This is a genomic window from Nocardia carnea (genome assembly GCF_029868325.1).
GTDB lineage: Bacteria > Actinomycetota > Actinomycetes > Mycobacteriales > Mycobacteriaceae > Nocardia > Nocardia carnea_C.
In genome coordinates, this window is the sequence record NZ_JARWNW010000300.1 from 17954 (window position 1) to 40728 (window position 22775).

Genomic DNA, 22775 nt, shown 5'->3' on the forward strand with positions numbered 1-22775 from the left:
GCTACCCGCCCGGCTCGCCGACATACGGATACTGGCTTTTCACCATGCGGGCCCGTCCGGCGACGGCTAGGGTCAGCTCATCTTCCGAGCCTCGCAGTACACAGAGATCAGTGTGAAGGGCCTCGAGCAGCTCGAGTGCGCCCGCCGTGTCGCCAGTCCCCACGAGCAGTTCGGCAAGGTCCAAACGAAGTTCCAAGACGAAGTCGCTGCCGTCACTATCGGCTGCGGTCACCTCGGCGATAAGCGTACGCATAGCTGTCAGGCCACCATCGATGTCCCCGAGCTGCATCTGACATTGGACGGCCGCGGCCCGCACCTCCCACGCCGATTCGCTGAATTTACCCTCCACGCGGCGGTATGCCTCCGCCAGCGCTTCCAGTTCAGTCCTAGCGCGACGATATTCGCCACCGAGTGCCCAAGAGGCTGCCATCTGGCGGCGCAGTTCCAGGACATCGGCGTTGTCCACACCACGCGCTTCGGCGGCTTGTTCGAGGACCGCGGCTAGGGCGTCGGCGGCCTGGGCGAAGCGCTGAAGCTCGAAGAGTTCCGAGTACCGGTCACGGGCCTTGGCTACGGCAGTGTCGAGGTGGGTCGCGGTGAGCGGAGCGGTCGGTGGGATGTCGAGTTTATAGGCGCGGGTCGGCTCGACCTGCGTTGTTTCCAAGGGGGCGTTGGGGCGGCGGAATATCCGGGTCGGGTCGGGCAAGCCCGGCAGGTATGTGGCGGCCGGTTCCAGCTCGGTTCCCGGCAGCGGCAGGAACGGCAGGAGGCGCTCGTAGACGGTGTAGGCGTCGGCCGGACGCTGCTGGGGTTCCTTTTCCAGCAGGTCCAGGACCAGGCGTTCGAAGTCGGGCGGTACTTCGGCGCGGAGTTCGCGAAGCGGGGCCGGCAGCTCGTCCATATGCGCTTGCTGCATGAGATAGGGCGAGTCGTTGTCGAACACCGGTGTACCGCTGGCCATCTCGTGGATCAGGCAGCCGAGAGAGTAGAGGTCGGCGCGCGGGGTCACCACGTGGCCGTGCATCGCCTCCGGCGACATGTATCGGAGGGTGCCGATCGCCGCGCCGGTTTTGGTGAGTTTGCGGGCATTGCGGTCGAGGATCGCGGCGATGCCGAAATCGATCACTTTCACCGAGCCGTCGCGGGTGATGAGCACATTGGCGGGTTTGAGGTCGCGGTGCACGACCGGCAGCGCGTGCGCGTGGGAGAGGACGGTGGCGATTTGGGCCGCGACCGAGGCCACCCACGACGCCGGTAGCCCGGCCCCCGGTTCGATGTAGTCGAGCAGCGGGACACCGTCGATCAGTTCCATCACGAGGAAGACGTGTTCGAAGGAGACGTCGAGTCCGGCGTCGAACACCTGCGGCACGCCGTGGTGGCGGATGCGGGCCGTTACGCGCGCTTCCCGGCGGAATCGTTCGGCGAATTCTTCGGCCTCTTCCCCCGTGTCCACCTGGTCGACCCGGATGCGCTTGATCGCGACCGGGCGGTCGAGCACGCTGTCGTAGCCGCGCCAGACCGAGCCCATGCCGCCGGAGCTGATCGGCTGGGTCAGCTCGTAGCGTTCGGCGATCAGTTTCCCCATATCGTCCCCTGCTGTTGTTCACCGCGCGCCAGGCGCGGTCCGTTCGTGGTTCAGGCTGCGCCGCCGATGCCATGTTGCCGCCTGAGCAGCCGCCACGCAGCGCGGCCGAGTTGTTTGTTCAGGGTTTCCTTGAACTCGGGGTCGGTTTTGCTGAAGTAGCGGTTGCCGAGTTTCTGCTGGGTGGCGTAGTTCTCGATCATCTTCTTTTGGAAGACCTCGGCGAACTTGCCCTGGAAGTCCTCTTGGTTCTCGTTCCCGAGCGCGGCCAGCTGCACGCCCTCGTCCTCGACCGTCGCCTGGAACTGTTTGGCCACATCGGCTTCGGTGAACTCGGTGCCGAACCGGTCGTTGAACGCCGAGATGAGTTCCGACAGCAGCGATTTCTCCGGTTCCTGCGGGCCGCCGGAGCCATCGCCGAAACCGGGCAGAGTCTGGGCGCCCTCGGGTGCCAGGCTGATGTCCTGCTCGCCCATTTTTTGGACGCGCAGGTAGCTGAGGTCGATTTCCCCGATATCGACCCCTCCGTCGGCCAGCCGCGGCAGTACGTTGAGCAGATGCTTGCCGAACAGGTGCAGCGTCTCGAGTTCGACGTCCCGGTACGGCACGATCTGCGCGAGGAAACCGTACTTCCGCACGTAGTCGCGCAGAGCGGAGCGGAATTCCTCGGCGGTGTCGTGGTCGTCGGGGTTGTCGCTGTGCAGGAGGGTTGCGAAGCGGGTTTTGGCGGGTTCGAGGTGCCAGTAGAGGTCGGCGTGCAGATTCTGCCAGGCGGTGGCGGAGCCGGCGGCCTTCTCCTCGGCCTGGGTGTAGGCGTCGGCGAAGGACCGCATTTCGTGGGAGAGCAGGATCGGCGCGGCCAGCACCCGGTCCTGGGCCAGGTAGAGGAGGTTGGGGTCGGTGGGCATCGCTTCGGCCAGTTCGTAGTACGGCCGGAACGAATTCTGGATGTCTTCGCCGTCGTTGACGAAATCCAGCACCACCAGATCGTCTTGCCCCTTGCGCTCATGGGTGCGGTTGAGCCGCGACAGGGTCTGGACGGCGGCAATGCCTTTCAGCTTCTTGTTCACATACATGGTGGTGAGCAGCGGCTGATCGAACCCGGTCTGGTATTTCTCCGCGACCACCAGGATCCGATACTCCCGCTGCCCCTTACCGCCGGAACGGGTGGCGATATCGTCGGCCCGGGTGTAGGCGAAGGCGGCGGGCAGTTCGCTTTCGGCCAGCCCGTTCTCCTTCTCCTCACTGGTCTCCTCACCCTCGTACTCGAGCGTTCCCGAGAATGCGACCAGCACGCCGACGTCCGGATAGGTGGTGATGTAGCCGCTGATCTCGAGGTGTTCGCGGATGGCTCGCGCCATGGCGACCGCGCTGCGCCGGGAATCGGTGACCACCATGGCTTTCGCGCGCCCGCCCAACCGCGGGCGGGTGTGTTCGACGAAATGTTCGGTGATCACCTCGGCCTGCTGTTTGACGGTCGCCGGATGGGTTACCGCGAACCGGGCGAGCAGCACCTTGGCCTTCGATTCGGGAACTTCCCGGTCGTCGGGGTTCTCGTTCACCAGCCGCCAGTACGTTTTGTAGGTGACGTAGTTGCGCAGCGGGTCGAGGATGAACCCTTCCTCGATGGCCTGGCGCATGGAGTAGGTGTGGAACGGGACGAACCGGTCGCCCTCGCGGGTGCCGAACGCCTCCAGCGTTTTCGCCTTCGGGGTGGCGGTGAACGCGAAGTAGGAGAGATTCTTCGCCTGCCCCCGCGCTTCGGCTTTGCGTTCGAGCCGCTGGTCGAGGGTGAGCTCGACGGCGCCGGTCTCCTCGTCGTCGGAGTCCAGGCCGAAATCGCGCAGTACCGCACGCACCGCGGTCGCGGCGTCACCAGACTGTGAGGAATGCGCCTCGTCGACGATGATGGCGAACCGGCCGCCCAGCAGTTCGGCGGGATTCTTCTTCAGGAAATCGATCAGCGCCGGGAAGGTCTGCAGGGTGATCGGGATGATCTTGCCCCGCTGTTTCGACAGGGCGTCGGCCAGTTGCGCGGATTTCGCGCCGCGTTTCTCGTCGATCTCCACGACCAGGCCCTGCACCCGCTCGAAACCGCCGACGGTGTCGCGGAGCTGGGAGTTCAGGTTGCGGCGGTCGGTGATGATGATGACCTTGTCGAACACCGGGGTGCCCGGTTGGAGGCCGGCCGCGCGGGCGGTGGGGTCGAGTTCGGCGGGGTCGGTGGGGGTGTGCAGATCGGTGAGCCGGTGGGCTAGCCAGCCGATGGTGTTCGACTTCCCCGAACCGGCGGAAGCCATCACGAGATAGTTGTGGCCGGCGCCGTGGGTCGCGGCGTGCGCGGTGAGCTTCTTGACCACCTCCCACTGGTGGTAGCGGGGGAAGATCGTGGTGCGGGTGGCTTTACCCGACGGACCCTTGGTGGTGCTGGTGTGGATGAAGCGTTCCAGCATGTCAAGCCAGTTGCCCGGGTGCCAGATCTGCTCCCACAGGTAGGACGTGGCGTAGGTGTGCCCACCCGCGGGCGGCGGATTACCGGCGCCACCGGGCTGCCCCGGACCTTCCGAACCGGTGTTGAGCGGGAGGAAGCGGGTGTTCTTGCCGCGGAGTTGGGTGGTGACGAAGACGAGATTCGGGTCGACGGCGAAATTGGCGACCACCCGGTTACGGAAGATCAGTTCGGTGGGGTCGCGTTCCTCGCGGTACTGCTTCTTGGCGTCCTCGACGGTCTGGCCGGTGAGCGGGTTCTTGAGTTCGGCGGTGGCGACGGGGATGCCGTTGAGCAGCAGGGCGAGGTCGAGCCGGTGGCGCTGATCGGTGTACTTGGTGGCGTACGGAAGTTCGCGGACCACTGTGAGCCGGTTGGCGCGGTAGTCGGCGAGCGCTTCCTCGGAGGTGACCAGGTTCGGTTTGAAGTAAGCCAAGTGGATACGGACGCCGTGATCCTTCACGCCCGACCGCAGCACCTCGATGAGCCCCTTGCTGCTCAGCTGCTGGTCGAGAACCCTCAGGAAGCCCTGCTGGGCATCGCTGGGGTTGGCATCGTCGTATTCGTCGCTGGGGTCCTCGCCGTAGTACGTGCACAGATCCGTCCACGCCGGCAACTGTGTCGCCCCGATGAACGCAAACAGTTCACCCGCATCCACACCGAGTTCAGGGCGGTACTCATGCGGATTACCCTGCCGCCAGCCGGATTCCAGCATGGAAGCGACAATGGCGTCGCCGAAAACGATCTCGTGGTGGATCGGGCTCACGTGGTCATACCCCCTGTGTGATGTTTCTGCCTGACGCTGTAGAGACGTCGAACTGGCCGGTTACGGCTGCTGTGATGAGGGCTTGGCGACGCTCAGCGAGTATAGAAGATTGCTTCTCGATTAGCCCTATTTGATACCGGATAGCCCGCTCAGCCGAATCACATTCCCGAGATATCTCCTCTTGCTCCGCGAAGCCCGGAAGAAGCAACGGCATACGCAACAGGATAGAGCTGTTGAGATTCGCCATTGTACTTCCCACCGATTGTTCAAGGAAGTAGTGGCGAAGAGCTGGAATACCTAAATATCGCATCAGGTACCCGGGGTGAAATTCCCCTGAATTCAGCCGCACACGCAAGGACCCCGTTCCGCAGATCCATCCAGCCTGCTCGCTGGTGACAACGGCCGCGCGTCCCAGTTCTCCACGACGACCGAACACGACATCACCTTCTTCGAGAATATGCCGCGTGAGGCGCGCTCGAACCTCGTCCGACACCGTCACCGCGGTATCCCCGACAATGCCCTGAGGCGTGATGTTCGCCGGGTTTACTACAGGCCAGCCGTTATCCACATAATCCTCCGCGTGTAACTGGCTTCCGAATGGACCCGTCTGCACCTGACAGCGCAGGCTACGGAGCCGAGCAACAACCCATGATTCGGGGACATGACCTAGCGGTAGAAAATCGGTCGGCACGCGCTGCGCATACCGCTGACCCCTGACAAGGGAATCAATAACCGTCGCAATTCTCTCCCCTAGAAGAGCAATGCTCCGCTTGCGCAAAATCAAGATACGGTCGATGCGAGAGGTTTCGGCGTCGAGGAAGTCGGCGATGCGGCGCTGCTCCTCCAGCGGAAGCAGAGGGATACGGACAGACAGAGCCTTCCCCAAGGTCAAGCGAAGTCGAGTGGATCCATCAGCCAAGCCTCGCATCTCAGCGAGACCGGCTTCCGACGAAAGGTACGCAGCCAGGTAGCGAGGATCCAGGAGGTTCGGATCAACCCGAAATCGGTAGCAGTCCGCTTTGACAAGCGCGGGTCCAATATCCGGTACGACACACGCACGGCCGACTCGATTATTCTCATCCCCGAGACCGGCTACGACCACGTCTCCCGATTCAGCATGATGTCCAGCAAGACTTCTCCAGTACTCAAGCGGTAGGTACGCTTCGTCGGAATCCTTCCAGAATCCGGTCCCGATGTTCCCGAGCCTGATAACCCGCGCTCCACTATCAACGTAATGCTCGGACTTAATCGCGCTCCCGAACGGGCCGTCACATGAATCGAGCACGGCTCGACGCAATTGTACAGTCATCATCGAGTGACCTCGCCCAGCAGTTGCTGAATTTCGGACTCCAGCGCCTTCAATTCGGCATCTATTTCCTCCAGCGGCCGAGGTGGCGTGTATACGTAGAAATGCCGCGTGAATGGAATCTCGTATCCGATCTTCGTTTTCGAGTAATCGATCCACGCATCCGGTACATGGGGCAGCACCTCGCGCGACAGGTACTCCTCCACGCCTTGTTTCAACGGAACGTCTTCGGAATCGCGAAGTTCAGGATCAGGTTCCGGTTCTCCCTTCACCAGTTGCATTTCGCCCTCGGGATCGCGCACCCCAAGGACCTCCCGCAAGAGCTTCGCGAACGGCGCACCGGTGGGCCAGGGTTCGCCGGCACCTACTACCGCGTCCTTCAGCGCCGAGATCGCGTCGGTCTTGGCCGACCACTTCGACCCCACAAGTGGCCGGAGCAGCTTCCGGAAATCCTCGGGGTTCGGGTACGCCTTCTTGACCGGCGCCGCCGCGGCGAGCTTGTCCAGAGCTTCTTCGGTGAGTTCGAAGCGGAGACGAAGGGGACGTTCGACGGTGATTCGGCGGTATCCGAAATCGCTGTTGGCGAAGACCTTCACCTTGCCATGGTCGGCGTGTTCCGGGTCGGCGGCAATATCGAGGGCGTTGCTGTAGATGCGGATGACGTCGTCGATCTGCTCTCGCGACAGCATCTTGCGCTTGTCGCCCAGGGATTTCCGCATCTTCTGCCAGTAGTCGCGAGCGTCGAGCAGGATTACTTTGCCCGCTTGTTCGGGGGATTTCCGGTTGGTGAGGATCCAGAAGTAGGTGGAGATGCCGGTGTTGTAGAACAGCTGGTCCGGCAGCGCGACAACGGCTTCCAAGTAGTCGCTTTCGATGATCCATTTGCGGATATTCGATTCGCCGGATTCCGCGGAGCCGGTGAACAGCGGTGACCCGTTGAAGACGATCGCCACCCGGCTGCCGCCGGAGGAGGCCGGTTTCATCTTGGAGATCATGTGCTGCAGGAAAAGCAGGGAGCCGTCGTTGATCCGGGGCAGGCCGGCACCGAACCGTCCCGCCTCACCGAGGTTCTTGTGCTCCCATTCGACATCCTCCTTCACCTTCTTCCACTCCACCCCGAACGGCGGGTTGGCGAGCAGATAGTCTGCGCGGATTTCGTCGTGGCCGGGGTTGCTGAAGGTGTTGCCGAACACGATGTTGTCCGGGTTCTGCCCTTTGATCATCAGGTCGGAACGGCAGATCGCCCACGATTCCGGGTTCAGTTCCTGGCCGTACACCTCCACCCGCGCCTGCGCGTTCAGCTTGGAAATGTGTTCCTCGGCAGCGCTGAGCATGCCGCCGGTTCCGCAGGCGGGGTCGAGGACGCGAAGGGTGACGCCGGGGCGGTAGATCTTGTCCTCGTCGGGGGCGAGCAGCAGGTTCACCATCAGCTCGATCACTTCGCGCGGGGTAAAGTGTTCACCGGCGGTCTCGTTGGACTGTTCGGCGAAGCGCCGGATCAGTTCCTCGAAGACGTAACCCATATTGTGGTTCGGCACCTGGTCCGGGTGCAGGTCCAGGTCGGCGAATTTGCCGACCACCTGGTAGAGCAGGCCCGCGCCGTCGAGTTTGCGTATCTGCTGGGCGAATTCGTACTTCTCCAGCACCTCGAGCGCATTGGCCGAGAACCCGCCGATATAGGCGAGCATGTTTTTCATCGCATGCGAGGCGTCGGCCAGCACCTTCTTGAGGGTGATGTCGGTGGTGTTGTAGAACTCCGTGCCGGCGGCGGCGCGCAGGAACGGATCCGGGTCGATATCGGTATCCGCCAGCTGCGCCGCCTGCTCGACCACCTGGCCTCGCGTCGGTTCCAGCACACACTCCAACCGGCGCAGCACCGTGAACGGCAGGATCACCTTGCCGTAGTCGGACTGTTTGTAATCGCCACGCAGCAGGTCGGCGACCGACCATGCGTGGTTGGCCAGTTCGGTGTGCTTGTTGGTGTTCACTTCCTACCTTCCAGGAGTCGCTCCGCGTCGGCGGCGAGCGGGTCGTGTGGTTCGAGGGCGCCGGCGGTGAGGCCGGTGCCGAGCAGTCCGGCGAGCCGGGCCGCGGAACGGTCGGCGCGGCGGGCCGCGTGGCGTAATCGGTGCAGCCGTTGGAACATCGCACCGTATCGCTGTTGCTGATCGAGCGGTAAGAGGGGGATGCGGAGGCGGCTGGGGACCACGCGGATCGTGGTGGCGCCGACGGCGGCTGCGGCGTTTTCGGGGCTCGCTACGAAACCGGCGAGGAACCATGGGTCGAGACGGCCGGGGGCGGGACGCAGCAGGAAGACGTTCGGGCCGAGCAGGGCGCCGGCCTCCGCGCTGCCCGCGACGCGGGCGCGGGGATGTTCCTCGCGCATACCGCGCAGCAGCGGCATCACCACGTCGCCGGGTTCGATGACCACCGAAACGGTCGCCCTGCCGGGCTCGGCCACGCCGGACGGCTCGGTATCGGCGAGGAGATCGCGGGTGGTGAGGACAGCTGCGCCGAGATGTGGATCGTTGGACGTTGCGTCCTCCTCGCGGCGCTGCCTAGTCAGGTGGACCTCCAGCGCGCCGCCTTTGGCCAGGTCGGCGACGGTAGCGGTGCGCCAGGCCCGTTTCTCGATCCCGTGGAACTCGGGTAGCTCGTCGAACTCGCCACACAGATCGTCGATGGCGACTTCCAGATCCCGCATCCCGGCGCCCGCGGCATCGGCGGTGCGGTCGGCGTCCACCGCGCCACGGACATACCGCCCCGGAGTCAGGTCGACGTCCTCGTCCAGGACGTCTATCACGCGAACCACAGCGGCTACATCGGGCAGGCCACCTTTTTCGCTACTGTTTTCGTCGAAATGCCGCCATGATTCGAGAATGGTCTCGGCAAGGTCGCGCACCGCGCCCGGTTTTCCGGGTTCCGAGGCCGGTTCGAGACGTGCTGCGTCGACGAACAGCACCTCGCCCGACCGGCTGTCACCCGGCGCCGGGCTACGCAGCACCCACACATGCAAACCCAGCTGACGAGGCGGAGCGGCGCCGGCCGGGAGGCCTATTACCGCACGCAAAGCGCCCTGGCGCAGCAGCTCACTCCTGATCCGGCGACCCGTGCCACGGAAGGCGACGGCGGGCGGTAGCAGCAGCACCGCCGTGCCGCCCGGCCGCAGATGCGCGAGCGCGTGCTGCACCCACGCCAGTTCGGATTCGCCGCGCGGCGGCACGCCGTAGGTCCAGCGTGGATCGAGCGCCAATTCGTCGGCGCCCCAATCACGTTGCTGGTTGGGCGGATTGCACAGGACGGTATCGGCTTCGAGATCGGCGAACGCATCGGCGAGGAGACTGTCCCCGACCCGGGTGTCCACCTCGATATCCGGGGCCCCGCGCGCGATATTCAGCGCCGCCCGCTGGGTCTGCACCGGCAATATGTCTTGCCCGTAGCATTCGCGGGCGCCGCGCCGGGCCGCCGCAACGAGTAGGGCGCCGCTGCCGCAGGCCGGGTCCAAAACCGTCCGAGTATCCGCTCCGGGCGTGTACGCCAGCTCCGCCATCAGGTCTGCGATCTCGTCGGGGGTTGTGTAGACGCCGGTGGTCGGGCCCTCCTCCAAGCCGCGTTCGGCCAGTGCCTCGATAACCGGACCCGGCCCGGCGTCGGCGACCGCGGCCCGTACCGCACGGACTACTTCGGAACTCTCGTCATCCGCTGCCGATGGACCGAGCGCGGCGCCGATAGGCGCGAGCAGCGCGAGCAGAGGCGGAACCTCCGCTGGTGCCACCTGCGCACGCAACACCGTACGCAGATGCTGTAGTGGCGACTCGGCGGAATTCACACCGTGTTCTTGCAGCCACTGCCGCACTTCGGACAGGTCGAACACCGGCCGCGCTTCGCTGCCGCCCGCCGGAGACGGGAAGCCGGGATGCCGCCGGCGCCAGTTACTGACGGTCGCTCGGGTGACACCGGCCAGCCGGGAGATTTCCGCGGCGGTGACCAGTGGGGCGGTCTCGGGCATACGCCTCCTTTCGTCAAGCAACAACCTAGGCGGACTGAGAACACTCGTCAACCACCTAAGTGTTGATTGACAATGTTTTCGCTTGCTCTGCACGCTGATGTCGTCTAGCGTTCTCGGCATACGGCGACCACCCCGGAACGCCGACTTCCGAATCCGAATTCCTTGTCTTGCAAGGAGTACCGCCATGCCCAACCACCGCGACCAGCTCCTCGACCACGCACGCGACAAGGGTTACCGCCGCCGCCTCGCCGCCCGCGGGCACCGCCCGCTGCGATTGCGGCACGGCGACGACCTCCGCGGTCTGCCGCCGCTCCCCCGCCGCAGCCGGTGCGCGCACACCGGGAAGATCCGCTACTTCGAACCCGAAACCGCCGAGCTGGCCTTGGCCGGCCTCGACCACGACAACCCCAGAAGACGGGAGCAACGGGCCTACCGATGCCCGCACTGCGCCGGCTGGCACCTCACCAGCCAGGCGCGCAACAGCGCAAGTAATCCCGCCACCGGCCCCGAGCCCGTGGCCTGAATTCAGGAGACCGCGTGTCCCTACGCACCCGAATCACCGCTTCCGTCCTCGCCGTCGGCGCCACCGCACTCACCGTCGGACTCGGCGCCGGCACCGCCAACGCCGAAACCCACGTCCGGCACTACTCCGGCTACGACGCCGAATGGGCCTGCAACGCCGACAAAGCCGCCTACGGTTCGGTCGCCGGCGCCGTCGTGCTGTGCGACCGGCTGAACAACGGCCGCTACCGGCTCTCGGTGGTGCCCTACGGCGAAATGCCGCTGCACCTGCTGAGCCTCATGGCCACGGGCAGCTTCGACGGGCTCTCGTAGTCCTTCCGGCGACCACCGCCACTGCTGGTAACCGATATCTCCCGCGGAACCGCTGAGCCGCCGTCCACCGGCGGCTCAGCCTCCGGCCCCAGCGAAATACACGCATCTCGCGGCAAGCGCCGTCGGGCCGATCCCGCATGCCCGAACCACCCCGAACCAAGGAGTCCGGTCAGATGACCAACCCGCACTATCCCCTCCCTCATCCGCAGCCCCCGCGCAAGAGCCGCACCGGGCTCTGGATCGTCCTCGGTGTACTCGGCTTCTTCATCCTGCTGTGCGGTGGATGCGCCGGCATCATCGCTACCAGCGCAGACGACTCCGACAGCCCGAGCAGCAGCGTCACCGCCGGCTCCGCACCCGACGAGGGTGATCCCCTCGCACCCGCCGGAACCGAAGTACGCGACGGCAAATTCGCATTCGTCGTCACGGAGGTCGAACCCGCGGTGAAGACGGTCGGCGGCGACTACCTGAGCAAAACGGCACAGGGCGAGTTCGTCCTCGTCCACATCGACGTCACGAACACCAGCGACCAGCCACAATCCTATTTCGGCAGCAACCAGAAACTGATCGACGCCCAGGGCCGGGAATTCACCAACGACACCGAAGCCGAGATCTACCTGAACGACGACGTCTACACCGATATCAACCCCGGCAACAAGTTCTCGGTGATCCTCGCGTTCGACGTCCCCGTCGGCACCATCCCCGCAGCCCTGGAATTCCACGATTCGGCGTTCTCCGGCGGCGTCCAGGTCGCGGTGCGGTGACCTGCCGTACCCGACGACACCACACACCTCTCCCGCTATGGAACCACTCGCTCTCTGAAAGAAGGTCGATGACCACCACTCTGAACTTCGCCGCCCTCGACGTCGAAACGGCAAACCCGAAATACGGCAGCATCTGCTCGATCGGCGTCGCTATCGTCCGCAACGGAACCCGGGTGAGCACCCGCACCTGGCTCTGCCGACCGCCCGCACCGGTCGACAGCTTCAATCCGGTGAACGTCGGAATCCACGGCATCACCGCTGAAATGGTCGCGAATCAACCCTCTTTCGCCGAGCAACTGCGGGCGGCAGTGACGGTCATCGACGGACTTCCGGTGATCGCCCACAATGCCACCTTCGATATGGCGGCGCTGGTACAAGCGTGCGACCACAGCCGAATACCGGTCCCGACCTGGGAATACGGCTGCACCCGGCGATGGGCGAAGCAACACCTTCCGCATCTGCCTCGGCACGGGTTGAAGGAGGTCGCCGCGGCACTCGGCACCCGCGTCGCCCAGCACCACGAGGCCGGCGCCGACGCAGCCGCAGCGGCGGATATCGCCATCACGATCGCCGCCCGGGTAGGCGCCCACGACCTGGCAGCTTTGGCGAAAGCCACCGGTACGCGACTGGGCGCACTCGGCCCCAACGGCAACATCGGCTGTCGCTGATCTACCGAGAATGTTTGCCATGCAGCCCGGCACCTACGGCGCTGTCCGATGGCGGCGGAACCCTCGGCTGCGATTCGCCGAAGCCCGCCGCCATCACACCGAGCTCCACCCGCCCCTCGTGCGGTATCTGGGTGTTGGATTCCACCGCTATGCTGCGAATACTTCGCGTGAACCTAGGTCGCCGAAGGGGTCATCGATAAGGCAGTGCGATGTCAGTAAACAACTGGTACAGCAACCGGGCACACCGGAGCGACGAAGACCCTCGCTACGACCCGGACCACGCGATCCGTTCGAGTTCGGCGCGGTACGCGAGATTCGTTCGCCGGCCGGCGAACGGCGGCGAGGTGGAGGGCATGCCGCCAGGAGTACGCCAAGGGCCGCTGCGACGCCCGCACGCAAGGCCGGCGGCGGTTCCGCAGCACGGCCGGTAAAGAATCCCGGAGTAACGCCGCCGTCCAAAGCACGGAAGCAGTGGGAAGAGTTCGCGAAGACGTGGTTCTCGCGCAATCCGACCGGTTCGGCCCGCTCCTGCCGGGACGCAGCGCGGGCCGCAGGGCTCCTTCACGTCACCAAACAGATGGCGGTCGAGCAGCTACACGCTGCACACGCGCGCCGGAAGCAACCAGCCGCTCCCGCGACGGCGCGCCGCCTGGCGGAAAAGGCGCGAAGGCTCACCGCCGACCGTTCGAAACGAAGCAAGAGCCGGCGATCCCGGCCCAACGCGGTACCGGAAACATTCCCCAGGGCGACAGTGGTCCGGGCGGAGGATCGGTGCCCGTCCTGCGATATGGTCCCCGACCGGATGACCGGGGCCTGTCGCTGCGGATAATCGAGATACGAGGCTGACGTGGACGTCGAGGGTCACTCACCTCGCCGAGAGCTGGCCATTTCGATCTATCTGTCGGGCATATGTCAGTAGTAGTCCACCGAAACCAGCGCCTCCGCGGAAGTGGTGAAGAGATTCCCCGTCTGCTGCATCAACGGGGGTGTCGCGGCCTTCGGCTTACCCTCCGCAGTGAGATATTCCCGATTGAACCACACCTGCTCCACCTCCCCGACCGTAATGCCGTGGTCACCGTTCAGATCGATTCGTGCCACCACCCGACAACTCAGCGAGCCGATCCCGGAGGGCACAACCGGTCCGTAAGGCGAGGCATCGCGATCCAACTCCAGACCGCACGAGGCCAGCTTCTCGACTGGATCAACCACCGAAAACTTCGAATATCTCGCACCGAGTTTCCACACCGATTCCAACTGCTGGATCGTCGGCACTGTGACCGTGAATCCGTCGGCCATCAGCAAATTCTTATATGTCCGCCACTGCTTGAGCACCGCTATCGCTACCTGTTGCGGCTTCGTGGACACTGATGTCAGGTTGGATACGGGAATCAGGTTGGCAATTTCGTTCTCGTCCTTGGTGCCGATCAGATAGGCGATGCGCGGGGCGAGTAATCGGTGGGCAAGATCAAGCGAGTCTGCCATCCCCCACCTTTGCAATTTTCGAAACCATCGCGAATGACCGGATGGCGTCCTGCATTATTCGGCCGTCGGAACTTGCGCCCGCAGCGTGAGCCTCCAGGTCTTTCTGTATGGCTCGGAGTGCGGCGCGAAACTGCGGCAGATGCTGAACCGCGGGCACTTCCAGTGCGGGCAGCAGGGTGCCGAGAGATGAATGCGGGCCTTCGAGATGTAGCCGTGCCCGTGCCAGGTCTGCCTGGGCCAGCGTCAGGGTGACCGGCCACGACGCATCCGGGGTCGGCCCATAGCAGCCGATCACAGCCTCCGCTTGTCGCTCGGTGTTCGTCCAGTCGCCCAGCTTGGCGAATATCGTGGCGTCGTAGTAGTGCTGGCGGGCCGAGGAGAAGGTGAAGATCGGACCGAGATCGGCCAGTTCGCCTACGCCGGGCAAACGTTCCCGTTGTCTCCTAGCAGCGTGTAACGCCGTCAGCGCCGATTCACGGTCGCCGCGCTGTGCATGAGCGCGTGCTTCGAGGCCGCCCAGCCGCAGGCCGGCGAGACCATACTTGGCGCCAGCTCTGTCGACCTCCCGCAACACCTGTTCCGGTCGACCCCACCAAGAAGCAATCATCGCCCGAGTGCAGAACACCCACGACAGCAGTGAGCTGTGGCCGGCGAGCTCGGCGAATCGGCTGGCGACCCTCGTCTGAGTCATCGCCGCCTGTGGCTCAGCGAGATCGTGGGAGACCGAGGCCAGCAACACACAGGTCGCAGAAAATAGAACGTACAGATCCTGCAGATCGCTGACTCGGCCAGTTCGGTGAATCACCGCTGCGATCTGATCCCGCAGAGCCGTGAGCCGAACGAAAATGCGCGAAATATCCGGATCGACCGCATAGTCCGATGCCAGTCGATACAAGTCTTCAGCCGCATCGTGCAGCGAATCCGGGTCGGCCGGCGAACGCTCGACAGCGTTCATCAGCTCTGCAGACTCCTGCGCAGCATTGTTGACAATCCCGGCGACACCTATACCAACAGTCATCGCGGAAATGCCCATCGCCCGTAGTGCTTCTCGCCGCTTCGTGGGATCACCCCCATCGTTCAAGTGAATCTCCGACTCGGCACCGTCACGGCCTTCTGTAACGACATCGGTACGAGCGAATCTCTCTCCGCTTTGAGAGATGGCTTTCGATGTTACCGAAGAGGTAGGCGTTTGGTCCGAAGGATGAACTTCAGCTCCGAAACACCCAGTTCGCTGATGGGGTTCTCCGACTTCCACCAGCCGCTCGAAGCGGGCCGCCTGTTCATCATCGAGCCGCCTGCGGGCGGTGTCCATACACTCGGCGTACTTTGCCCCCAAGGTGATATCTGCGCCCCTGCGTTCCCATTTGCCGACCGACTCGATCGAACAACCGATCCGGTCGGCGAACTGAACCTGCGTATCCCGCAACGCCGTACGCAGCGCGGCAACCTCAAGCCCAGTCCACTTGATAATCGTCATCTTTCGGCGTTCTCCCCTCCGCTGCAATTACCGCCAGCGTACGGCCTCCGTACGGGTTCGGTGTGTCCTTCTACCGCAAGAACACAGCAATGCTGAAACCAATCAATACCGCAACCCGCAGAGGCGCACGCTCGACTTTCGCCCCGACCGAACCCGGAGCCGACCGTTATGCCCGTTCCTTCCACCGAAACCACCGTCCGCGAGCCGGCCTGCGTGGACCCGATCCCTTCCGGTACCGCCCCGGTCGACGACCACCTGCGTCAGGAACTACCGAAACTCCCCACCAGACGCGCGCACAACCAGTCGATGGCGGCCACCCTCCGACTCTGGCACACCCGCAACCGCGACCTCCTCGAACGCGTCGCTGCCGGCCTCCGCCACCTCGACCACCCGGCAGCCTGCAAGAGCACCGACCCCATCCGCGGGCGAGCACACGCCATCCACCTGATGGCCGACCACACCACACACAACTGCCCCCGGTTCCGGCTCGCGGCCCAGTACATCGAGGACCACCAGTGATCGCCGGGCCGAGGGCGTGCGGCCCGGTCCCGGTACGTCCGTGTCGAATCGTGGAGGGGCAAGCATGGTGACGAAACCTGACGCACCGACACGGGCGGTTGCCCTCCTGCACAGCACCCACGACCCGGCCACCTATGAAGCACTGACGCGAAAACACCGGCTGACCATCGTCCACACCGTCCACACGGATACCGTCGCCGTCCTGGCCGCGCTGATCGCCGTCCAGTACGCCCTCGAGCACGCCGCGGACGCGGTCGTGATCCCCCACCTCGGCGCCCTCGAGCCGCGCACCCCGTGGTGGGTGGTCACCCAAGCCGCCGACCTGATCACCGGAACACAGGCCTATCCCTTCGGGTCGGCAATCACCACACAGCGCGGGACCGGACAGTGATCACACTCGGATTCACCATCGCGATCGGCCTGCCACTCGCCGTGCTGATCCTGTCGGTAACGCTGCCCGAACGCCGCGACAAGCCATAACCATCCGCCCATCACCAGCGAAAATGTAGCTGGCCCCGGCTTGATGTGTGGCGATCACCAGACCTATGCTGGGAGGCGGCCGGGAGCAGAAGGGGGGCTTGTGAATTTACATCAACTCCGAATGGCAGATCCAGGCAAGTGGCAATCAGCAGCCGACGACCTACTGGCCGCGGCCAAGGATTGTGAGGAGGCCGTCGCTGCGATCCACGCAAACGGATCTCGCCGGCTCGAGGAATCCTGGACGGATTACTTGGGCGACATCGTCCGGAATCGGATCTCGGATGTCACCGGCAAACTGGAAGAAGTCGCAGTGCTGCTGCGGGGAGCTGTAACGGCGCTGGACACATTGGAAGACGCCGCTCGCATTGCTCAAGGACAGGCGAGCTCCGCGATCGCGGCCGGCGCAGTAGCAGGTCTGCGACTCGACGGCGACGTGCTGGTTGTCCCCGACGGTCATCATGATCCGGATACTGCCTTGGACGACTGCAACCGATACAACACATTGATCAAGGATGCGATCGATGCGGCGAACCGCGCCGATCAAGAAGTCGCAGAGGCACTCCGAAAACTGAGCATCGACGTCGACACCGCCTCCTTGGAGGATGCGACCGCCCAGCAATCCTCGGCGGTGACCGATGCCTTGGATGCAATCCGCGAAACACTACCCCAAGGACAGCCACCCGATGTAGTGGAAGCATGGTGGAATTCGCTTTCCGTCGACCGGCGAGAGCAACTCATGTTGGCGGTGCCGGTCGAACTCCATGGGCTGGAAGGCATCCCCGACAGTGTCAAGAAAGAACTCGAGGGATCGAACGGCTACAACGCAGTCGCGGCGGTGGAGTTCGCCCGCGACCACGCGGACGACACCTCGATAGATATATTCGAGAACAACTGCGCACACTTTGTTTCGACGACGCTGGCCGCCGCTGGTCTGGATCCCAAGGGCGATATGACCACTGATTCGGACGGCTGGAACCGGAGCCGAACGGCTGGGATCGACTTCGACCCTCCGGGCCCGGGCTCCCTGCAAGGCCTGAGCTACACCGACACATGGTTCAATGCGGAAAAGCAGAAGAACCTCTTTCTGGAGAACGGCGCGGAGGATGTCGGTTTGGGCGGCGTGAAACCGGGCGACGTGCTCTATTGGGAACACACGCAGGAGGTCGGCGACTACAACGCCGGTGAAGCCCACCACACCGCGGTGGTCACCGCAGTGCTGCCCAACGGGGATGTCTTGTATTCCCAGCACACCACCAACGGCAAGGACTTGAGCTTGACCAACCGGATGGGATTCTCCAACCAGGATGGCGGCACTCAGAACGTTCGCGTCATCCGTCCGAAGGAGACCTGGTAGTTGAAACGCCTCGCCCTGCCCTCTGCCGCAGTCGTTGTTGCGGGCTTCATCGCTGCTGTACTCCTGCTCGTTGCAGCAGACGGAAAACTGGACGAGCGAAAGGAAGCTCTGCTCGCTTCGCATTGCGCACGGGATATCGACGTGCCGATGGCGGCAGTAGTTTTCAACTGGTCCGCCACACTCCTTTTACTTGTCGCGGGAGCCGCGGCGATCGTGTTCGTTGTGTCGGTCCTCCGGTTCGAATCGATTGCCATCAAAGTACCGGCCATTATCATGGCGGGCCTCGCATTCGTAGTCACCGTCGGTTACGCGCTGCTTGTCGGGTCCGCGCTGGTCGATCCGGGTTCCGAGGAACCGATCTCGGCCGAATACCATCCGTGTACCGGCCGTTTCTGACAGAACAGGATTCACCATGGCCGAAATCTGCATCGATCCCGAAACGGCCCGCCAGGCCGGGACAGCTATCTCCACCGATAGCAACGATTCGCGTGTCCGTCTCGAACAACAATTCGACGAGATCGAGCCCGCCAAGCAGGCCAACGACGGCTGGCAGACCGGAGCTGCTTTGGTTGATTTCGCGCAAATGCGCAAGACCGACATACTGTCGAGCCTGGCAGAGCTCGACAGTATCGGCCAGAAAATCGTGGAGGTCATCACGAGCCGGATGTCCGTCGACGAACGGTACGCTACGAGTCTCGATCGCGTCGGCAATGCGGTGGACGCGTTGTCCCAGTAGCACTCCTCATTCGACCGTACCGAGCCGGCAGATTCGCTTAATCGATTCTGGCGCACGGGAAGCAGGCCACCTTCGGCGTCGGCACCGCTGCCGAACTACGGCGCCCTCAAGCCGCGCACCCCGTGGTGGGTGGTCACCCAAGCCGCCGACCTGATCACCGGAACACAGGAATATTCCCTCGGGTCGGCACTCACCACACAGCACAGGACCGAACAATGATCGCGCTCGGATTCGCCATCGCGATCGGCCTGCCACTCGCCGTGCTGATCCTGTAGGTGATACTGCCCGAACGCCGGGACAAGCCATGAACCATCCTCGGCCGATGCCATCGCCCCGGGCACTCTCCGGGGTTGCCGGTCGAGCGGGACAACTTCACACACTCCTCGGGCGACCGGGTTCGGGTGGTACATCGAATACGATGCCCTGTTCCTCGTCCGCCTTGATCTGCGCGTCGACTTCTTTGAGTTCGTTCCACAGCGAGAGGATCATGGAGCCCCACAAACCCATGCTCGGTGCGCCCCCGGGGTTGAAATGGATGACGGTGTTCTCAATGGGGCAGATGTAATCCAGAATGTACATTCCGGTCAGCGATATTCGAAGAAAGGGGTTGGTGTCTGCGGGTAGGAACTTTGCCGATGTGTATACCTCGAGCACTCTTTCTTCGCCCTCGTATTTCAGAGGCGCCTTATCAGGCATATCTTCGAGCGCAACTGCCAATAATTCCGCTCCGGAAAGTCCCCGCACGAAGTCGCCGGCACGGCAGTACCCCTTCATGGTTCGCCAGAATATCATTTCGAATTCGTTGGCGAATTTCATTCCCGCTGTACTCGGGGCAGGAATGAATCCGTCGTTCATCCAGTATTCTTCGCTCACATTGCCTGCGTCATCGGCTTTCCGCCCGGACATAACGTTCTCCGGAAAGATCGGTCCGTCGCGACTGACCGCGGGATCCACGTAGTAGAACCACTTCCCGGGGCTCCTGCGTGCGGTTGCCCGATCGTTCTCCGATATAGGTGGAAGTGCGGGCCTTCCGAGCCGATTGAATATGCGAATATCGGTCATGAAAACCCCTCCGGGCTCAATGGGTTGCACTGTGGTCGTTACGGGTTGACGTAGTGGAACACTCGGCGGCGCGTAAGTCCTTCCAGGTCCGAGGTATTGTGTGACTCTAGAAGTACTCGAGCATCTCGGACTCGAATTCCGGTGAGAGTGTGACGTCGTTGGGTGGGACGTAGTTTCTCATGCGAACATGTTCGAGAAACCCTTCCGGAATATCGAGATTGTATTTACCGAAGTAGTGGACCGAATCGACTCGCCAGATCCACTCGCCATCGGAAATGAGAGACGATGCGCTTGCGATTCTGTCGGTATTGTTCAGCACATCTGTAACTACGTCGAGGACATCGAGGACTCCTGGAGAGGATTCCATGTACTGCGCAATGCGTTCGCGATCACCTATGGCGCCGCTGGTCAACGCGTCGAATATCGAGGGTAGTTCCTGGTGGCGTCCGGGCTTGTACATCTCGCGGTACAGTCCGACCGGCTTCAGTGTCACTATCGATTTCCTTGTTTCGTCTCCGGCAATGGCTTGGCAATGTGGCGGACTGGTTCAATTCATGGTCTCGGGATCCTCGAATCGGCTCCGTTCGTTGCCCATGAAGTCCCAGCCCGGCGGGTGGCCGTAGGCCGACCGTCGGCCATTGTATTCTGCACCCGCAGTATCGGGTAGTTGACCTCGTTCATGAAATGAACCGGTAGGTTGATGTTCCGTATTCGGATGGAAAGTGACCCACACTCCATGATCGCGAATGATTGCGGTCGAACCCGGGATGCGGGGCGCTCCCACTGCATCAGTGGGAGCGCGCACCGGTACGCCCAGGCGATCGGACACATACTGCGCCCAGCCGAACTCGTTGCCACTGAAACACGCCAATAGTCGTACTGGTGTACCCGGTTCGTAGTGCGGGTTGTCGAGTATGGCCCGGACGATCTGTTCAGGGTGTACTTCGTCGTGCAATCCGGGGATCGGTGCACCACTTTCAGTGCCGTGTACGACTACGTCGTGTTCTCCTTCGTTGCGTACGTTGTGACGAACCATATGCGTGCGGAAGTCGTCGCCGATGGCAGTGAGTTCAGGGCGGTGCACCACCGGCTCCCCGTTGGGGAGGTAGCTGTCGAAGGAGATCTCGCCGTCCTGACGCTCGGCGTCTCGGCGGTTGTCGAGAAAGTCGCGTTCGGTCGCGCGGCCGGCGCCCGCGGTGGTGGGGGGTGTCGGGCCTAGTGGTCGAAACTCCCCCGGTCGGGCCATGCCCCCCGGTTGGTGAGGCGGTACTGCGTGATCCACGCGGCCACCTGTTCCGGTGTCCGGTCGCCGGGCTGGAAATCCCCCATGGGCTGGACGTGACGGGTCTGCTTGTTGATCCCCAGGAGGAACAGCTTGCCGGCCAGGAACGGGTTGTCGAAGGTCACCGTGTACCCGACTGACAGGGCCTCCTCCCATTCCTTCTGGATATGCACCTGGGGGGCGCGATGGTGAGTTCGGGGTGGTTCCGGGGTCCATGCGGGGGGCGGCGGGGGTTGCCTGGGGTAGATCTGTACGGCCTGGGGTCGGCTGCCCTCCTCCTTGGAGGTGTGGAAGCTGCTGGTGATCATTCCGAGCGACCAGCTCGGGTACTCGTAGATCGCTCCGTTCTCCGCGTCGACTACCAGTTTCGGCATCCCGACGTCCTGTTGGGTCGACGTTTCGTGCTGGGTCGGTATCGGGGAGCACACCCACCCGTGATCGATCTGGTAGATCCGGTACTCCCGATCGGTTTCGAGGATCTGTGCCAGATGGGTTTTCACCTGTTCCTCGGTCTCGAACTGTGCCGGCATCGGGTACTCCTATCGGGGAGGGAATGACGTTGAACCATAGGCCGGCCGAGTCGGCGATCAGGTCCTGCGGCGGGCCTTCGGCCAGACGGTTGCCCTGGGGGTCCACCCATACCGGGCCGTCGGCGCCGAGCGGGTAGACGATGGCGATGGCGTGGTTGCCGTCGATGACAGGCCGGCCGTCGGGGCTGTACTGGAATTCTCTGGTGGCGGGGTCACGGGCATGCCATTGGTTGACCACGAACGCCGCGGCACCCGGCCCCATGCGAGCGACTTGATCGTGCAGTCCGCGGAACTGCTCGTTGATGGTGCTGCCGAGGTCGAATCCGGACCGCAGATCCTGGCCGAGCCAGGCTGCCGAGCGCCGCAGGCTGTCGGCCTCGCCGGCCGTCACCCGTCCCCGCGCATCGGGTTGCTCGGCTCGCCAGCACGGCGCGGCAACCAGGGGCCGGCCGAAGAACGACGAGAGGAGAGCCATGCAGCTTTCGACGCAATTGTTGTTGCGGCCGGGAACGCTGGTACCGCCGTCGTTGATTCGCGAGAAGTAGGGATTTGTTCGTGGGTCGGCGAACATCTGGAAGTGGTCGCCGTTGCGCAGGGCGTCCTCGACGGCGGCCTGGTATTCCGGGCGTTCGACAGGCCGGAGGTATCCATCCGCGAAGACTCGGCCCTGGGAAGGGTCGGCGAAGGGGGCGCGGGTATTCGCGGTGGCGATATCGTTGCCGATCACGCGGAGGTCCGCGGTGTTCAGGCCGGGATCCCCTGGTCGGCTCGGACCGATTCCCAACTGGTCGCGCACGAAGCCGGCGAGAGTGCCGGGATCCGCGTGATGCGGATTCCAGATGCTCGGCCCGTTCTGCCGGGGATCGACGGAAACCCAGATATTCGCGGCCGCCGGATCGCTGGTGTAAACGATATCGAGCAGGATCCGTTCGCCGCCCGGGAGTTCGTAGCCGCGGTTGAAGGCGCTGTCGACGGTTGTCTGTACGGATTCCATCACCCGATGCACATCCGCGCGGGGCACATCCGGAGGCGCGCTCACGTGGACCGCGATCGTGGCGACGGTGATCCGCTGGGGAGGATTCCCCGGGACATCGACATGCCGCACGCTGTACGCGGGCCCGGACCGTGGACGTGCCGTCGGTGCTACCGGTGTTACGCGTCCCTCGACCGGCGGGAGCTGACGGCAATCTTCGCGGAAAACGCGCGTGGGGTTCGGTGGATTCTGTGGGCGGGGAGCGGGGGCGGCCGGCGTGTCGGTGCGTCGGCCGTCGCCGACGGGGCTTCGACCGTCTTGCGGCCGGGGGGGGGGGGGGGGGGGGGGGGGGGGGGGGGGGCGGGCGGGGGGGGGGCGCACGCGGCGCGCGGGGGGGGGGGGGGGGGGGGGGGCGCGCGCGGCGCGCGGGGGGGGGGGGGGCGGGCCGGCCCGACCGCGCCCG

The 22775-nt window shown here is 63.9% G+C and carries 20 protein-coding genes and 1 pseudogene; 9 read left to right on the forward strand and 12 right to left on the reverse strand.

What is annotated here, in order from left to right; translation table 11 throughout:
* Position 1: 1 nt before the first annotated feature.
* Genes QH196_RS29025 through QH196_RS29045 form a run of 5 tightly spaced genes read right to left on the reverse strand, consistent with a single transcriptional unit; the run spans position 2 to position 10151 of the window.
* Positions 2-1585 carry a serine/threonine-protein kinase gene (locus QH196_RS29025; protein WP_280419032.1) on the reverse strand — a complete coding sequence of 528 codons (1584 nt, stop codon included), beginning with the start codon at positions 1583-1585 and terminating at the stop codon, positions 2-4.
* A 50-nt stretch (positions 1586-1635) separates the two neighbouring features.
* On the reverse strand, positions 1636-4836 hold the full coding sequence (locus QH196_RS29030) for a type I restriction endonuclease subunit R (RefSeq protein ID WP_280419033.1): 3201 nt from the start codon (positions 4834-4836) through the stop codon (positions 1636-1638).
* Between the two features lie 4 nt (positions 4837-4840).
* A complete protein-coding gene (locus QH196_RS29035) occupies positions 4841-6148 on the reverse strand; it encodes a restriction endonuclease subunit S (protein WP_348538117.1) in 1308 nt (435 codons plus the stop codon).
* Positions 6145-8130: a type I restriction-modification system subunit M gene (locus QH196_RS29040; protein WP_280419034.1), complete on the reverse strand. Its 1986-nt coding sequence runs from the start codon at positions 8128-8130 to the stop codon at positions 6145-6147. Before QH196_RS29040 ends, QH196_RS29035 begins: the two co-directional genes overlap by 4 nt.
* A complete protein-coding gene (locus QH196_RS29045) occupies positions 8127-10151 on the reverse strand; it encodes an N-6 DNA methylase (RefSeq protein WP_280419035.1) in 2025 nt (674 codons plus the stop codon). Before QH196_RS29045 ends, QH196_RS29040 begins: the two co-directional genes overlap by 4 nt.
* A 184-nt stretch (positions 10152-10335) precedes the next feature.
* Between QH196_RS29045 and QH196_RS29050 the strand changes: the two genes are divergently transcribed.
* The 4 genes from QH196_RS29050 to QH196_RS29065 all read left to right on the forward strand — a co-directional run bounded on the left by QH196_RS29050 (position 10336) and on the right by QH196_RS29065 (position 12417).
* Positions 10336-10674: a hypothetical protein gene (locus QH196_RS29050; RefSeq protein ID WP_280419036.1), complete on the forward strand. Its 339-nt coding sequence runs from the start codon at positions 10336-10338 to the stop codon at positions 10672-10674.
* 14 nt (positions 10675-10688) lie between these two features.
* A complete protein-coding gene (locus QH196_RS29055; RefSeq protein WP_280419037.1) occupies positions 10689-10985 on the forward strand; it encodes a hypothetical protein in 297 nt (98 codons plus the stop codon).
* 173 nt (positions 10986-11158) lie between these two features.
* A complete protein-coding gene (locus QH196_RS29060) occupies positions 11159-11749 on the forward strand; it encodes a DUF4352 domain-containing protein (protein ID WP_280419038.1) in 591 nt (196 codons plus the stop codon).
* Between the two features lie 68 nt (positions 11750-11817).
* Entirely contained in the window at positions 11818-12417 is a 600-nt protein-coding gene (locus tag QH196_RS29065; RefSeq protein ID WP_280419039.1) for an exonuclease domain-containing protein, read from the forward strand.
* A 912-nt stretch (positions 12418-13329) separates the two neighbouring features.
* On the opposite strand, the gene QH196_RS29070 is transcribed toward QH196_RS29065, so the two are convergent.
* The gene (locus tag QH196_RS29070; RefSeq protein WP_280419040.1) at positions 13330-13899 is read right to left on the reverse strand and encodes a flavin reductase family protein; all 570 of its coding nucleotides are present in this window, start codon (positions 13897-13899) and stop codon (positions 13330-13332) included.
* Positions 13883-15376, reverse strand: coding sequence for a helix-turn-helix domain-containing protein (locus tag QH196_RS29075; RefSeq protein WP_280419041.1), 1494 nt, complete (start codon positions 15374-15376; stop codon positions 13883-13885). Before QH196_RS29075 ends, QH196_RS29070 begins: the two co-directional genes overlap by 17 nt.
* Before the next feature lie 168 nt (positions 15377-15544).
* On the opposite strand from QH196_RS29075, the gene QH196_RS29080 reads away from it, so the two are divergent.
* The 5 genes from QH196_RS29080 (at position 15545) to QH196_RS29100 (ending at position 18465) form a co-directional block, all read left to right on the forward strand.
* Positions 15545-15895, forward strand: coding sequence for a hypothetical protein (locus tag QH196_RS29080; RefSeq protein ID WP_280419042.1), 351 nt, complete (start codon positions 15545-15547; stop codon positions 15893-15895).
* Between the two features lie 64 nt (positions 15896-15959).
* Positions 15960-16286, forward strand: a complete 327-nt coding sequence (locus QH196_RS29085; RefSeq protein WP_280419043.1) for a hypothetical protein — start codon at positions 15960-15962, stop codon at positions 16284-16286.
* Between the two features lie 210 nt (positions 16287-16496).
* Entirely contained in the window at positions 16497-17729 is a 1233-nt protein-coding gene (locus tag QH196_RS29090; protein WP_280419044.1) for an amidase domain-containing protein, read from the forward strand.
* The gene (locus QH196_RS29095; RefSeq protein ID WP_280419045.1) at positions 17730-18125 is read left to right on the forward strand and encodes a hypothetical protein; all 396 of its coding nucleotides are present in this window, start codon (positions 17730-17732) and stop codon (positions 18123-18125) included.
* Between the two features lie 16 nt (positions 18126-18141).
* Positions 18142-18465 (forward strand): hypothetical protein, encoded by a 324-nt coding sequence (locus QH196_RS29100; protein ID WP_280419046.1) that lies wholly within the window; start codon positions 18142-18144, stop codon positions 18463-18465.
* A 372-nt stretch (positions 18466-18837) separates the two neighbouring features.
* Here QH196_RS29100 and QH196_RS29105 read toward each other — a convergent pair whose 3' ends face one another.
* The 5 genes and pseudogenes from QH196_RS29105 to QH196_RS32600 all read right to left on the reverse strand — a co-directional run.
* The gene (locus tag QH196_RS29105; RefSeq protein WP_280419047.1) at positions 18838-19527 is read right to left on the reverse strand and encodes a hypothetical protein; all 690 of its coding nucleotides are present in this window, start codon (positions 19525-19527) and stop codon (positions 18838-18840) included.
* A 106-nt stretch (positions 19528-19633) separates the two neighbouring features.
* The gene (locus QH196_RS29110; protein WP_280419048.1) at positions 19634-20020 is read right to left on the reverse strand and encodes a hypothetical protein; all 387 of its coding nucleotides are present in this window, start codon (positions 20018-20020) and stop codon (positions 19634-19636) included.
* A 54-nt stretch (positions 20021-20074) separates the two neighbouring features.
* Positions 20075-20809 carry a hypothetical protein gene (locus tag QH196_RS29115; protein WP_280419049.1) on the reverse strand — a complete coding sequence of 245 codons (735 nt, stop codon included), beginning with the start codon at positions 20807-20809 and terminating at the stop codon, positions 20075-20077.
* Positions 20743-21339, reverse strand: coding sequence for a hypothetical protein (locus tag QH196_RS29120; RefSeq protein ID WP_280419050.1), 597 nt, complete (start codon positions 21337-21339; stop codon positions 20743-20745). Before QH196_RS29120 ends, QH196_RS29115 begins: the two co-directional genes overlap by 67 nt.
* A 106-nt stretch (positions 21340-21445) precedes the next feature.
* Positions 21446-22333: pseudogene (locus QH196_RS32600) on the reverse strand (toxin glutamine deamidase domain-containing protein); the annotation flags it as partial.
* Positions 22334-22775 lie beyond the last annotated feature (442 nt).

What these genes read in the sequence shown, in the direction of transcription:
- QH196_RS29090 (WP_280419044.1), top strand. Translation starts at nt 16,497, where the DNA reads ATGGCAGATCCAGGCAAGTGGCAATCAGCAGCCGACGACCTACTGGCC.
- QH196_RS29080 (WP_280419042.1), top strand. Translation starts at nt 15,545, where the DNA reads ATGCCCGTTCCTTCCACCGAAACCACCGTCCGCGAGCCGGCCTGCGTG.
- QH196_RS29035 (WP_348538117.1), bottom strand. Translation starts at nt 6,148, where the DNA reads ATGATGACTGTACAATTGCGTCGAGCCGTGCTCGATTCATGTGACGGC.
- QH196_RS29100 (WP_280419046.1), top strand. Translation starts at nt 18,142, where the DNA reads ATGGCCGAAATCTGCATCGATCCCGAAACGGCCCGCCAGGCCGGGACA.
- QH196_RS29025 (WP_280419032.1), bottom strand. Translation starts at nt 1,585, where the DNA reads ATGGGGAAACTGATCGCCGAACGCTACGAGCTGACCCAGCCGATCAGC.
- QH196_RS29050 (WP_280419036.1), top strand. Translation starts at nt 10,336, where the DNA reads ATGCCCAACCACCGCGACCAGCTCCTCGACCACGCACGCGACAAGGGT.
- QH196_RS29060 (WP_280419038.1), top strand. Translation starts at nt 11,159, where the DNA reads ATGACCAACCCGCACTATCCCCTCCCTCATCCGCAGCCCCCGCGCAAG.
- QH196_RS29085 (WP_280419043.1), top strand. Translation starts at nt 15,960, where the DNA reads ATGGTGACGAAACCTGACGCACCGACACGGGCGGTTGCCCTCCTGCAC.
- QH196_RS29065 (WP_280419039.1), top strand. Translation starts at nt 11,818, where the DNA reads ATGACCACCACTCTGAACTTCGCCGCCCTCGACGTCGAAACGGCAAAC.
- QH196_RS29070 (WP_280419040.1), bottom strand. Translation starts at nt 13,899, where the DNA reads ATGGCAGACTCGCTTGATCTTGCCCACCGATTACTCGCCCCGCGCATC.
- QH196_RS29105 (WP_280419047.1), bottom strand. Translation starts at nt 19,527, where the DNA reads ATGACCGATATTCGCATATTCAATCGGCTCGGAAGGCCCGCACTTCCA.
- QH196_RS29075 (WP_280419041.1), bottom strand. Translation starts at nt 15,376, where the DNA reads ATGACGATTATCAAGTGGACTGGGCTTGAGGTTGCCGCGCTGCGTACG.
- QH196_RS29045 (WP_280419035.1), bottom strand. Translation starts at nt 10,151, where the DNA reads ATGCCCGAGACCGCCCCACTGGTCACCGCCGCGGAAATCTCCCGGCTG.
- QH196_RS29120 (WP_280419050.1), bottom strand. Translation starts at nt 21,339, where the DNA reads ATGCCGGCACAGTTCGAGACCGAGGAACAGGTGAAAACCCATCTGGCA.